The sequence below is a fragment of the Sphingopyxis alaskensis RB2256 genome, assembly GCF_000013985.1.
Taxonomy (GTDB): Bacteria; Pseudomonadota; Alphaproteobacteria; order Sphingomonadales; family Sphingomonadaceae; genus Sphingopyxis; species Sphingopyxis alaskensis.
This window is the reverse complement of sequence record NC_008048.1, coordinates 3,313,275-3,326,398: the sequence shown is the minus strand read 5'-3', so window position 1 is coordinate 3,326,398 and position 13,124 is coordinate 3,313,275. Positions and strand designations below refer to the sequence as shown.

The following is a 13,124-nucleotide window of genomic DNA, read 5'->3' as shown; positions in this document are numbered from 1 at the left end:
GGAAATCGCACGCCGACCTTGCGCCTGCGCGCGCTGACCCCCAATAAGCCCTCATGGCTTCACTCGGGGTTCAGGCGCGCGGCGCAAGAAGGGCGGCGATGACCGCTTTCCCGCCGCAACCCGCGTCCGGCGCGCATGGCTTGCGCTCCCTTTTTCATATCCTGCTCACGCTGCTCGCGATGGTCGCCATCGCGGTGCGCCCCGCGGCCGCCCAGTCGATCCTGCGCGATGCCGAAACCGAGGCGCTGTTTCAGGATATGATGGACCCGCTGCTCGTCGCCGCGGGATTGCAGCCGGGACAGGTGCGCGTCCACCTGCTCGGCGATCGCAGCATCAACGCCTTTGTCGCGGGCAGCCAGGACATCTATGTCTTCAGCGGGCTGATCGAAGCCGCCGACAGCGCCGAAGAGGTGCAGGGCGTGCTCGCGCACGAACTGGGGCATGTGATGGGCGGCCACGCCATCCGCATCAACGATGGCGTGAGCGCCGCGACCAGCATCTCGCTGCTCAGCCTGCTGCTCGGCGCCGCGGCGATCGCGGCGGGCGGCGGCGAGGCGGGCATGGGCATCATGATGGCGGGGCAGCAGGCGGCGCTCGGCAAGTTCCTCGCCTTCAGCCGCGTCCAGGAATCGACCGCTGACGCCGCCGGCGCACAATATCTGTCGAAGGCGGGGATCAGCGGGCGCGGCAGCCTGGCCTTCTTCAAGAAGCTCCAGAATCTGGAGTTCCGCTATGGCATCAAGCAGGACGACGACCAGGCCTATGGCCGGACGCACCCGATGTCGGGCGACCGTATCCAGGCGCTGCGCGAAGTCTATGTCATCGACCCCGCATGGAACAAGCCGGCTGACCCGGCGATCGAAAAGCGGTTCCAGCGCATCAAGGCCAAATTGTTGGGCTATATGGCCGAGCCCGAACGGACGCTGCGCAAATTTCCGGAAAGCGACCGCAGTGTTCCGGCGCGCTATGCGCGCGCCTATGCCTGGCACAAGAGCGCCTATCCGCAAAAGGCGCTGGCCGAAGTCGAGGCGCTGCTCGAAGCCGACCCCGACGACCCCTATTTCCTCGAACTCGAAGGGCAGATCCTGCTCGAATCGGGGCGCCCCGACGAGGCGATCCCCCCGCTGCGCCAGGCGGTGGCCAAATCGCGCTCGCAACCCCTGATTGCCGCCACGCTGGGCCATGCGCTGATCGCGACCGAAGAGCCCGCCCACTATGCCGAGGCCGAAAAGGTCCTGAAAACCGCGGTCGCGCTCGACAACCAGAATCCCTTTGCCTGGTATCAGCTTGGCATCGTCTATGCCAACAAGGGCGATCAGGCCCGCGCCGCGCTCGCTTCGGCCGAACGCTATAGCCTCGAGGGTAGACAACCGGCGCTGGCGCTGCGTAATGCCGAAATGGCGATGCAGGGCCTGCCGCAGGGATCGCCCGACTGGATTCGCGCACAGGATATTTCGCTGGTCGCTCGCGCCGAGGTGGAACGCGAGCGTAAACGGCGTTAGACTCGCGGGAAGCAAGCGGGGGACCGCATCGCCTAACCGATGCGCAAGGGCAGCAAGTGACAGAGAATAAAGACGAATATTACCAGCCATGGCTGCGCGACCCCGCGCCGACGCCGGGTGTGGGCGCGCGCGCCCGCGACGAAGGATTGGCCAAGCCCAAGGAAGAACCGCCGGTCGGCATCGATCTGACGCAATACAGCAAAGCCGACAAGCCGCGCGGCGAGCCACTGGTGAGACCCGAAGCGATCAAGGCGGGCACGGCGAGCCTGTGGAACCAGCTTCGCCGCGGCGCCGAAGCCTTTGCCGACTGGACGATCGGCATCGGCGAACGCGCCGACATTCCGGCGCGCGTCGAGGCGATGGAGATACCGCGGCGCGCCAGTGAATTTGCAAGCAGGACGGGCGCTGCGACCGCACGCGCCGCACGGGTCGCCGGACGCGGATCGGCACGCGCCGGCCGCGCCCTGGCGAAGGCCAGCGGCGAGGCATGGGCCAGAATGGCGCTCGGAGCCAAGGCGCGGAAATTGTCGCGCGATGCCGGGCGCGGGCTGGGCGAGGTTGCCGACAGGACCAGGGCGGGGGTCGCCGACCTCGCCAAGGCGAGCAGCGAAAGCCTGCGCGAGAGCATCGGCGATGCCGCGACCAGGCTGCGCCCTGCGCCGCGCGAAGAACCGGCGCCGCCACCATCGGGGCTCGAACAATTGCTCGCGCGCGAGGATGCCGCGGCGGAAGCCAAGGCGCCGGCCGCGCCCGACCTGCCGCTCTTTGCGGGCGACGCGGCGATCCCGTTGACCACAAAGCCGACGCCGAAGACGCGAACGGCCGCCCCGGACGGCGACGCCCGCTCGCCACTCGTCAAGGCGCCGGACGCAAGGTCGGCGAGCGAAAAGGCCATGGCGGCGGGGCGACTGCCGACATTGAAGGGGACGGGCATGGAAAGCGGTTCGATGCGCCTTTGGGCGCTGGCCGGCGGCGGCATCCTGCTGCTCGCGCTGGTTTTCTGGCTCGGCGGACGCGTCGGCGGCGGGCTCAGCAAGAGCGAGGTCGAAACCGTCGTCGCCGACTATATCAGGGCGAATCCGCAGATCATCCCCGAAGCGCTGGAAGCGCAGCGTGGTCGCGAAATCGCGAAAGCGATCGACGCGGTGCGTCCGGCGCTCGAAAAACCCTATGCCGGGGCGTGGGCGGGCAATGCCGACGGCGACGTCACGCTGGTGGTCTTCACCGACTATGCCTGCGGCTTCTGCCGCGCGAGCGTGCCCGACGTCGACCGGCTGATCCGTGAGGACAAACGCCTGAAGGTCGTGTTCCGCGAACTGCCGATCATCGCCCCGCAGAGCCGCGACGCCGCGATCATGGCGCTCGCCGCTGCGCGGCAGGGAAAATATGACGCGTTTCACCACGCGATGTTCGCAGCGAGTTCACTCGATCGCGGGGCGATTGCGGCTGCGGCCGAACGGGCCGGCGTCGTCACCGACGGCAGCGCCGATGCGACCGCGAACGAAGCGCTGTTCCAGCGCGAGATCGACAACAATATGGCGATCGCGACGCAGCTTGGGCTGAACGCGACGCCGACATGGATCGTCGGCGACCAGCTGCTGCAGGGACAGGTCGGCTATGCCGTGCTGCGACAGGCCATCGACAAAGCGCGGACCGAGGGCTGAGGCGCGGCGTTGGCGACGGTCACCCATGACGAGGCGCTCGCCCACGCCCGCCGGCTGCTGAACGGCCAGCCGGGCGCCGCGCTCGAACAGGCGCGCGCGATCCTCGCGGCGGTTCCGGCATCGGCCGCGGCGCACCGGATCGCGGCGGAGGCGCTGCGCCGGCTCGGCCGCGACGGCGAAGCCGCCGACGCCGCGCTCGCGGCGGTCGGCGCGGCGGTGCATGACGAGGCGATGATCGCCGCGGCGCTCGCGCTCGCCGAAAACCGCCTGCCCGATGCCGAGGCGGCGCTGCGCGCGCGGCTGAAAGAAGACCCGACTGACGTCGCCGCGATCCGGATGCTCGCCGAGGTTGCGGGACGGATCGGCCGTTATGGCGACGCCGAAAAGCTGCTGACGCGCGCGCTGGAGCTGGCTCCCGGTTTCGGCGCGGCGCGCGCCAATCTGGCCACCGTGCTCTACAAGCAGAACCGCTATGCCGAGGCGGTCGAAACGCTCGATGCGGTGCTGACCGACGACCCCGACAATCCCGCGCACGCGAACCTCAAGGCCGCCGCGCTGGGCCGGATCGGTGGCTATGACGAAGCGATCGCGCTCTATGCCGAGCTGGTCGAGCGCTTCCCCGGCCACGCCAGGCTGTGGATGAGCTATGGCCATATGCTCAAGACCGTCGGACGGCAGGAGGACAGCATCGCCGCCTATCGCCGCGGCCTCGATGCCGAGCCGGGGCTGGGCGAAATCTGGTGGAGCCTCGCCAACCTCAAGACGATCCGCTTTGACGAAGCCGACCGGCAGGCGATGGAAGCCGCGCTCGCCGCCGCCGAACCGGCGGGGGCGGAGCGCGACGACGACCGGCTGCACCTGCATTTCGCGCTGGGCAAGGCGTATGACGATGCGGGCGCGCCCGACGCGGCCTTTCGCCATTATGCCGCCGGCAATGCGATCCGCGCGGGTCAGCTCGGCTATGACGCCGCCGAGACGAGCGCGATCGTCGATGCCGCGATCGCGACCTGCACCGCCGGTTTCTTTGCCGACCGCGCCGGACAGGGCGACCCCAGCGGCGATCCCGTCTTCATTCTGGGGATGCCGCGCGCGGGATCGACCTTGATCGAACAGATTCTCGCAAGCCATTCGGCGATCGAGGGGACGATGGAGCTGCCCGATATCCCCGCGCTCGCGCTCGGCCTGGGCCGCGAGGCAAAGGGCGAAGGTCGCCACTGGGTCGCGGCGCTCGCCGAGGCCTGCCCCGACAAGCTCGCCGATATGGGCGCCGCCTTCCTGCGCCGCACCGCGGTGCAGCGCAAGACCGGCAAGCCGCTCTATATCGACAAGCTGCCCAACAACTGGCTCTATGCGCCGCTGATCCGGCTGATCCTGCCCAACGCCAAGATCATCGACGCGCGGCGTCACCCGCTCGATTGCTGCTGGTCGAACTTTCGCCAGCATTTCGCCAAGGGACAGGCGTTCAGCTATCGTCTGTCCGACATGGGCGCCTATTATCGCGATTATGTGCGGCTGATGGCACATCTCGACGCGGTGCAGCCGGGGCGCGTCCACCGCGTCATCCACGAAGCGCTATTGAGCGATCCCGAGACCGAAGTGCGCGCGATGCTCGCCTTCCTCGGCCAGCCCTTCGAGGAGGGCTGCATGGCGTTCCACACCAATGCGCGCGCGGTGCGCACGGCATCGAGCGAACAGGTGCGCCGCCCGATCAACCGCGACGGCGTCGACCAATGGCGGCCCTATGCCGAGTGGCTGGGACCGCTCGAGGAGGCGCTGGGACCGGTGCTCGACGCCTATCCGGAGGTTCCCGCGGGGTTGATATAGGCGCTTGTCGCAGGGTCGAGTGGACGTCCGCGCAAACCATATCGGTCATCCGGGCGAAGGCCGACATCTCATCCAAACGGATCAACGCACCGGCAAGATCGCGGCCTTCGCCGGGATGACGATGGGCAAAGATGTGTTTTTGACCAAAGCGCATCCCCCCTCTCCCGCACGAAACGTGGCCTTTGGGCAACATCTGGCGACATTTTCGACCAATGGCCGGGCGCACCGACGAACTGGGCTTGCGCTCGCGCCGCGCTGCGTCATTCTCCTGTCATATCGATGTCATCGAGGGGGGTCTCATGCGGAATATGTCGAAAGTGCTGGTGCGGCGCAGCGCGATGCTGCTCGGCGGCACCATCCTGGCCACGTCGGGCACGGCGTTGGCGCAGCAAGCAAATACAGAGGGCGACAATGACATCGTCGTCACCGCGTCGAAGCGCGAGGAAAATCTGCAGGACGTGCCGCTGGCGATCACCGCGATCGGCAACGAACGGCTCAGCGAATTGCAGGTCAAGGAGTTTCAGGACGTCGTCAAGTTCCTGCCCTCCGTGACAATCCAGACCGCGGCGCCGGGGTTCAGCCAGGTTTATTTCCGCGGTGTGGCGTCGGGCGAGAATGCCAACCACTCGGCGTCGCTGCCGACGGTCGGCACCTATCTGGACGAAATGCCGATCACGACGATCCAGGGCGCGCTCGACATCCATGCCTATGACCTGGCGCGCGTCGAGGCGCTCGCGGGGCCGCAGGGTACGCTCTACGGCGCCAGCTCGATGGCGGGCACGATCAAGCTCGTCACCAACCGGCCCGACCCCAGCGGCACCTACGGCTCGGTGGGGCTCGAACTCAACAGCGTCGCGCACGGCGACGTCGGCGGCGTCGCCGAAGGCTTCGTCAACGCCCCGCTCGGCGAACGCGCGGCGCTGCGCCTCGTCGGCTGGTATCGCCACGATGCGGGCTATATCGACAATATCGCGGGCAGCCGCACCTATCCGACCAGCGACATCACCCAGGACAATGCCGCGCTGGTCGAAAAGAATTACAACGACGTCGATACCTATGGCGCGCGGCTTGCACTCGGCATCGACCTTGACGACGATTGGACGATCCGCCCCACGCTGATGGGGCAGGTGCAGAAAACCAATGGCAGCTTTGCCCAGGAGCGGTCGACTGCGGTCAGCGACGACCTTCAGACCGTGCAATATAATCCCGAAAACTCGAAGGACCGGTGGATTCAGGCCGCGCTGACGATCGAAGGCAAGCTGGGCAATTGGGATCTGACCGTCACGGGCGGCCACCTGCGCCGGAAAACCGAGGTCGAAAGCGACTATTCGGATTATGCCTATTTCTATGATGCGCTCTACGGCTATGGCGCCTATTTCTATGATAACAACGGCGACCTTATCAGCCCGAATCAATATATCCAGGGCATCGACCGGTACAAAAAGAGCTTTGTCGAGGCGCGCGTCGCCTCCCCGGCCGACGCGCGCATCCGCTTTATCGGCGGACTGTTCTGGCAGCGTCAGTCGCACAATATCGAACAGAATTACATTATCGACAACCTGACGGACCTGTTCACGGTCACGGGCACTGACAGCAATATCTGGCTGACCAAGCAATTGCGTATCGACCGCGACTATGCGGCGTTCGGCGAGATCAGCTTCGACATCACCGACAAATTGACGCTGACCGGCGGCGGCCGCGTGTACAAGTTCGACAACAGCCTGGTCGGCTTCTTCGGCTATAATGCCAATTTCTCCAGCCGAACCGGCGAAGCCGCCTGTTTTGCCGGTCCAATCATTTCCGGGACGCCATGCACCAATCTCGACAAGCGGACGAAGGACAGCGACTTCATCCACAAGCTCAATCTGACCTACAAGTTCAGCGATGACGCGCTTGTCTATGCCACCTGGTCGCGCGGTTTCCGCCCCGGCGGCATCAACCGCCGCGGAACGCTGCCGCCCTATGGCCCCGACACGCTCGACAATTATGAGTTCGGGTGGAAAACGAACTGGGGACCGGTGCGTTTCAATGGCGCCATTTATCAGGAAGACTGGACCGACATCCAGCTTTCCTTCCTCGGTCTCAACGGCCTCACCGAAATCCGCAACGCCGGGGTCGCGCGCATCCGGGGGATCGAAATCGACCTCGGCTATCGCCGGAACGGTTTTTCGATCAACGCGGGCATGAGCTATAATGACGCCGAAATCCGCCGCGATTTCTGCCGCATCGCCAATGACAGCTTCGACTGCACCCTGCCCGGATCGGACGGCGCGGACAATGCGCTCCTCGCGCCAAAGGGCACCAGCCTGCCGGTGACGCCCAAGTTCAAGGGCAATGTCGTCGCGCGTTACGAGTTTCCGGTCGGCGGCATGGACGCGCATGTGCAGTTTGCTGTGAACCATATCGGCAAGCGGCGCAGCGACCTCAGAACCTTTGAGAACAGCCTGAAGGGCTTTTTTGATGCCTATACCACCGCCGACCTCAGCGTCGGCGTCAAGGGCGACGACTGGAAAGCGGAACTGTTCGCGACCAACTTGTTCGACGAAAATGGCGTCATCAACTCGGGCGTCCAGTGTCTGGAGACGACATGCGGCGATCCCGACGGCATCAGCAGCACGGGCGGCGTCTTCTACGACACGGTCATCCGCCCGCGGCTGATCGGAATCAAGGTGAGCAAGGACTTCTGACCGGGTGAGCGATCCCGCAAATCGCCACGAAAGGCCGCGCCGCAAGCTCGGCCTTTCGATGGCGATTGCGCTGGTCATGGGCAATATGATCGGCTCGGGGGTGTTTCTGCTGCCCGCGAGCCTCGCCCCCTTTGGCTGGAACGGTGTCGCGGGCTGGGCGATCACGATAGGCGGCGCGCTCGCACTCGCCTTCGTCCTCGCGCGGTTGACCGCCCTCCACCCCGACGCGGGCGGGCCAACCGGCTTCGTCGAGCGCGCCTTTGGCCGCATCCCCAGTTTCATGATCGGCTGGGCCTATTGGGTGTCGGTGTGGACCGCGAACGTGACGCTCGCGGTCGCGGCGGTGAGCTTCCTCAGCCTGTTCGTGCCGGCACTGGGGCAGCATACGGCGCTGTCGACGATCGCGCTGATCTGGATCGTCACCGCGATCAACTGGCGCGGCGCGCGCGCGGCGGGACAGTTTCAGGTCGTGACCCTGCTCATCAAGCTGATCCCGCTCGTCACCGTCATCATCCTGATCCCCATCGCCTTTGGCCGCAGCGAGCCCGTCGCGCTCACCCCCTTTCCCGCCGACGGGCTGTCGCTCGCGGCCGTCAGCGGGTCGGCGATCCTGACGCTCTGGGCGCTGCTGGGTTTTGAATCGGCGAGCGTCGCCGCCGACAAGGTCGCCAATCCCGCCGTCACCATCCCGCGCGCGACCATCGTCGGCACGCTCGCGACGGGCATCCTCTATCTGATCGTCTGTTCGGCGATCGCGCTGATGCTGCCCGCGGCGGAAGTCGCGAAATCGGAGGCCCCCTTTTCGCTGTTCGTCGAAACCTGGTGGGGCCGCGAGCCTGCGCTGTTCATCGGCGCCTTTGCGGCGGTCAGCGCGCTGGGCACGCTGAACGGCTGGACGCTGATCCAGGCGGAGCTGCCCGCGACGCTCGCACGGCAGGGGTTGCTCCCTTCATGGTTCGGGCGTGAGAACCGCCATGGCACGCCGACCGCGGCACTGCTGCTGTCGAGCGCGATCGCCACCGCCTGCGTCCTCCTCAACAGCAGCAAGTCGACGAGCGAGATGTTCACCTTCATGGCGGTGCTCTCGACCTCGGTGACCCTGTGGCTCTACCTCGCCTGCGCCGCCGCGGCGCTGCGGATGCGCGTCGCGATCCCGGTCGCGCTGATCGGCCTCGTCTATGCCGTCTGGACTTTGTGGGGTGCGGGGATCGGTGTCAGCGCGATGAGCCTCATATTGATGGCCGCAGGGTTGCCGCTCTACGCTTGGACCATGCTGTCAGCGCCAGCGGGGCGCGAAGAGCCCCCGGTCGCGTAGGATCACTGCAGCCGCATTATGCCCCGGCGCGCCGGTGACGCCGCCGCCCGGATGCGTGCCCGCGCCGCACATATACAGCCCCTTCACCGGCCCGCGATAGCCGCCATTACCGAGCACCGGGCGCGCGGCCCAGAGCTGGTCAAGGCTCATATTGCCGTGCATGATGTCGCCGCCGACGAGGCCGAACTTGCGTTCGAGCCCCTTGGGCGACAGCCGCGTCTGGCCGACGATACTCGCGCGGAAACCCGGCGCGTGTTTTTCGACGGTGTCGAGGATGCAGTCGGCGGCAGCTTCCTCCTCATCGTCCCAGTCGCGGAGAGTCCCGTCTTCTTTGGCGGGCAATTCAGGCGCGAATTGCTGGCAGAAGAGGCTCGCAACGTGACAGCCTTCAGGCGCGAGGCTGTCGTCGACGGTCGAGGGGATCAGCATTTCGACGATCGGCGCCTTCGACCAGCCATATTGTTTCGCATCGAGGAAGGCGCGGTCCATATAATCAAGCGTCGGGGCGAGGATGATTCCCGACTGGTGGTGCTCGCCGGGTTCGGGCAGGCAGGTGAAACGGGGAAGCTCGGACAGCGCGACATTCATGCGGAATGTTCCGCTTCCGACCTTGAAGCCGCTGATCCGCCGCTGGAAGTCGGCGGGCAGATCGGCGGCGTCCATCAGCCGTTCGTAGAGCAGTTTCGGCCCGACATTGGCGATCACGCGCGCCGCGGCGATTTCTTCGCCGCCTACAAGCCTCACCCCGACGGCTTTGCCTCCGTCAACCAGCACTTTCGCGACCGGACTTTCGAGGCTGATCTCGACGCCATGATCGCGGCAAACCTTCGCCATGATCTCGGTAATCCGGCCCATGCCGCCGACGCTGTGCCCCCACGCGCCCTTCCTGCTGTTCACCTCGCCAAAGACGTGGTGCAGAAGGACATAGGCGCTGCCCGGCGTGTCCGGGCTGGCGTAGTTGCCGACCACGGCATCGAAGCCGAAGGCGGCCTTGACCGCTTCGCTTTCGAACCAGCTGTCGAGCATCGTGCGCGCCGATTTGGTGAAGAGGTCGAGCACGTCGCGCTGCTGTTCGAGGCTGAGGCCTGCGAAGCGCCGCCCCTGCCGCGCGCCGTCGAGCAAGGTGCGCAGCCCCTCGCCGACGTTGGGCGGGACGCGCAGTGCGAGGTCGCGGAGCAGTTCGGCGACATTTTCGAGTGCGTCATAATAGGCGGGCAGCACCTCGGCATCGCGCGCACTGAACTTGGCGAACTCGGCCTGCGTGCGTTCAAGCCCGCCGCCGAGCTTCAAATAGCCGCCATCCTCCTGCGGCAGGAAATTGCTGATCGGGCGTTCGATCACGCGATAGCCATGATCGGCAAGGCGCATGTCGGCGATCACCTTTGGCTGGAGCAGGCTGACCGTGTAGCTCGCGACCGAGTTGCGGAAGCCCGGCGCGAACTCCTCGGTCACCGCGGCGCCGCCGACGACGTCGCGCGCCTCGACGATCCGCACCTTCAACCCCGCCCTCGCGAGATAGAAGGCGCAGACGAGGCCGTTGTGGCCGGCGCCGATAATCAGGGCGTCACAGGCTTTGGTCATTTATTGCTCCAACCGGCGGCAGGCGCGTGCTCGAGCCGCGCTTCGGGAATGATGGCGCGCATCCGCGCGCAGAAATGTTTGAGGCAGACTTCCTTGTCGCTGAGCGGTCCCATCGAGAAGCTCTGCGATTGCATGCCCTGCTGGACGCGCGTGATGAGCGCCGTGTCCTCGGCATTGACCTGACGGTTGATGCGCCAGTTGAGGTAGCGCGCGGCGCGCATTTCGTGGCGCCACTCTCCAGTATAGGCGTCGGGCAGCACATAGGAGATTTCGCGGATCAGACAGCTCGTCGGACCGGTCGGCAGCCACTGCATGAAATCGACCTGGTCGGGATAGATGTCGAAGGCGACATTGGGCCACAGCTTGAAATAGAGCCAGTGGCGCTGGCGGTCGGCGGGCAGGTGCGGAATCGGCGGCAACAGCCGCTGGTACAGACGTTCGGACCAGTTCGCCGACGGCCGGTCGACGAGGTCGCCCCACATGCGATCGACGCGCTCCCTGGCCTCGACGCCATAGCTTTTGCCAAAAAGCCGGGTCAGGCCCGGATGCGCGACGGGGATGTGAAGGCCGTCCGAATAATTGTCGCCGACATTTTTCCAGTTGACCGCGCGCGGGCGAAGCGTGACGCGGCCGAGCGCGCCGAGTTCCTCGAAACGATACGGCTCAACCGTCGTCTCATAGGGCGCCATCATGTCGGCGACCGACGGCCCGCCGTCATCATCGAGCCGGACGAACCAGAAGCCGCGCCATTGTTCGGCCTCGACGCCGACGAGCCCCGCCCTGCCCTTGTCGAGCGTCGGATAGCTCGCCGAATCAGGAACGCCCGTCAGTCGGCCGTCGAGTTCATAGGTCCAGGCGTGATAGGGGCAGACGAGCTTTTTGGCACAGCCCGCGGCACCATCGACGAGGCGCGAGCCGCGGTGGCGGCAGACGTTGGTGAAGGCGCGCACGATGCGGTCGGTTCCGCGCACAAGGATGATGCTTTCGCCGCAATAGTCGATGCTGTGCCAGTCGCCGGGGTTCGCGATGTCGCTGTCATGGCAGACGACCTGCCAGCTGGGGCGGAAGATGCGCGCCATTTCGACGGCGTAGAAATCGGGGTCGCTGTAGGTCCACGCCGGGAGCGACCAGCCATCGAGCGGGTCGATGTTGTCGAAGGTTTCGCGCAGCATTGCCATAGGTCCATCCTTGTTATACATTCGTATAACAACATGGCTGCCGCTCGCCAAGCCTTTACGCGCGAAAGCGCCGGCGCCCGCCGCGCCGCCCTGATCGAGGCGACCGCGGCGTGTCTGGCCGAAAGCGGCCTTGCGGGCACCAATGTTCGCGCCATCTGCAAAAAGGCGGGGGTGTCGCCGGGGCTGCTGCGCCATTATTTCGACGGCATCGACGATCTGGTCGCCGCGACCTATCAGGCAACGAGCGACCGGATGGACGCGATTTTCGCCGCCGCGGTCGAGGCGGCGGGCACCGACCCGCGCGCGCGGCTGTCGGCTTACCTCACCGCCAGCTTCCGCGCGCCGGTGACCGATCCCGAGCTGCTGGGCGCATGGACCGCCTTCTGGGCGCTGGCGCGAAGCGACGCGCGCATGGCCGACATCCACGCGGCAAGCTATGCCGGCTATCGCGCGCGGCTGGCCGAACTGCTCGCCGCGTGCGGCGCGGCCGACGCGGGGCGGCTGGCGATCCTGCTCACGGCGATGGTCGACGGCCTGTGGCTCGAACTCTCGCTCGACGCGACCAGCTTCGGCGCCGCCGCGGCGGCCGAGATGATCGAGCGCGCATTGACGGCGCTGCTGCCGCCGGGGCAGGATCGCTAGGGTCAGGACAGCGCGGGAGCGACATGACGACGACGGCTTTCTTCGCCAAGATCCGCAGCTATGCCCCATTGTCGGAAGCGGCCGAACGCGCCTGGGCGGCGTTGCTGCGCCCGCGGCATTATGCGAAGGATGAGGTCGTCATCCGGGCGGGCGACGTGCCGACCCATTATGCCTTTGTCGTCCACGGCCTGCTCTGCCAGCATTATGTCGGCGCCGAAGGTGACCTGATCATCAAATATTTCTTTCCCGAAAACCGCATCGCCGCGTCGGTCAGCGCGACCATGCTGCGCGAGCCCAGCCAGTTCACGATCACCGCGGTCGAGGACAGCCTGCTGCTCGAATATGATTATGCGGCGTTCAAGGCACTCGTCGCCGCGCATCCCGACATCGCCGCCTTTTACATCGCCTATCTCGAACGGCACTGGATCATCGAGAAGGAGCCGATGGAGATTGCCTTTCGGCATGACGATGCGCTGCAACGCTATCGCGATTTCATCCGCCGCGAACCCGATTTGCACAAAAGGTTGAAGCAGCATCACATCGCCGCCTGGCTGGGCATCACACCCGAAAGCCTGAGCCGGTTGCGCCGCAAGATCGCCTTTGGCCGCCTCGGCAATCCCTGATCGCATTTCTTACCAAAGGTCAATTCGCCGTGCGCCATGCCCGCCTAATCATCCTGTCCGGACGATCACCGTGACGGTCACGGCGGCCCGAGACAAAGGACAAGACCG

At 66.0% G+C, this 13,124-nt stretch carries 9 protein-coding genes; 7 read left to right on the top strand and 2 right to left on the bottom strand.

The annotated features are described in order from the left end of the window. The first annotated feature begins 98 nt into the window (after window positions 1–98). The 5 genes from SALA_RS16100 (at window position 99) to SALA_RS16080 (ending at window position 8,992) form a co-directional block, all read left to right on the top strand. Entirely contained in the window at window positions 99–1,502 is a 1,404-nt protein-coding gene (locus tag SALA_RS16100) for a M48 family metalloprotease (protein ID WP_011543436.1), read from the top strand. Window positions 1,503–1,558: 56 nt separating this feature from the next. Next, window positions 1,559–3,166 (top strand): thioredoxin domain-containing protein, encoded by a 1,608-nt coding sequence (locus tag SALA_RS16095; RefSeq protein WP_011543435.1) that lies wholly within the window; start codon window positions 1,559–1,561, stop codon window positions 3,164–3,166. 9 nt (window positions 3,167–3,175) lie between these two features. After that, window positions 3,176–4,990: a tetratricopeptide repeat-containing sulfotransferase family protein gene (locus SALA_RS16090; RefSeq protein ID WP_011543434.1), complete on the top strand. Its 1,815-nt coding sequence runs from the start codon at window positions 3,176–3,178 to the stop codon at window positions 4,988–4,990. Between the two features lie 299 nt (window positions 4,991–5,289). Then, complete coding sequence (locus SALA_RS16085; RefSeq protein ID WP_011543433.1) at window positions 5,290–7,677, top strand: TonB-dependent receptor; 2,388 nt, start codon at window positions 5,290–5,292, stop codon at window positions 7,675–7,677. A gap of 4 nt (window positions 7,678–7,681) precedes the next feature. Next, the gene (locus SALA_RS16080) at window positions 7,682–8,992 is read left to right on the top strand and encodes an amino acid permease (protein ID WP_011543432.1); all 1,311 of its coding nucleotides are present in this window, start codon (window positions 7,682–7,684) and stop codon (window positions 8,990–8,992) included. Here the strand turns inward: SALA_RS16080 and SALA_RS16075 are convergent. Beyond that, complete coding sequence (locus SALA_RS16075) at window positions 8,954–10,573, bottom strand: phytoene desaturase family protein (RefSeq protein ID WP_011543431.1); 1,620 nt, start codon at window positions 10,571–10,573, stop codon at window positions 8,954–8,956. The two genes, SALA_RS16080 and SALA_RS16075, sit on opposite strands and share 39 nt — an antisense overlap. Next, complete coding sequence (locus SALA_RS16070) at window positions 10,570–11,751, bottom strand: aromatic ring-hydroxylating oxygenase subunit alpha (protein ID WP_011543430.1); 1,182 nt, start codon at window positions 11,749–11,751, stop codon at window positions 10,570–10,572. The genes SALA_RS16075 and SALA_RS16070 overlap by 4 nt, the downstream gene beginning before the upstream one ends. Window positions 11,752–11,784: 33 nt before the next feature. Here SALA_RS16070 and SALA_RS16065 point away from each other — a divergent pair, with 33 nt between their 5' ends. Then, window positions 11,785–12,393 (top strand): TetR/AcrR family transcriptional regulator, encoded by a 609-nt coding sequence (locus tag SALA_RS16065; RefSeq protein WP_041383462.1) that lies wholly within the window; start codon window positions 11,785–11,787, stop codon window positions 12,391–12,393. A 23-nt stretch (window positions 12,394–12,416) separates the two neighbouring features. Continuing rightward, complete coding sequence (locus tag SALA_RS16060; protein ID WP_011543429.1) at window positions 12,417–13,016, top strand: Crp/Fnr family transcriptional regulator; 600 nt, start codon at window positions 12,417–12,419, stop codon at window positions 13,014–13,016. The last annotated feature ends 108 nt before the right edge of the window (window positions 13,017–13,124 follow it).

What these genes read in the sequence shown, in the direction of transcription:
- SALA_RS16100 (WP_011543436.1), top strand. Translation starts at nt 99, where the DNA reads ATGACCGCTTTCCCGCCGCAACCCGCGTCCGGCGCGCATGGCTTGCGC.
- SALA_RS16085 (WP_011543433.1), top strand. Translation starts at nt 5,290, where the DNA reads ATGCGGAATATGTCGAAAGTGCTGGTGCGGCGCAGCGCGATGCTGCTC.
- SALA_RS16075 (WP_011543431.1), bottom strand. Translation starts at nt 10,573, where the DNA reads ATGACCAAAGCCTGTGACGCCCTGATTATCGGCGCCGGCCACAACGGC.
- SALA_RS16070 (WP_011543430.1), bottom strand. Translation starts at nt 11,751, where the DNA reads ATGGCAATGCTGCGCGAAACCTTCGACAACATCGACCCGCTCGATGGC.
- SALA_RS16065 (WP_041383462.1), top strand. Translation starts at nt 11,785, where the DNA reads ATGGCTGCCGCTCGCCAAGCCTTTACGCGCGAAAGCGCCGGCGCCCGC.
- SALA_RS16060 (WP_011543429.1), top strand. Translation starts at nt 12,417, where the DNA reads ATGACGACGACGGCTTTCTTCGCCAAGATCCGCAGCTATGCCCCATTG.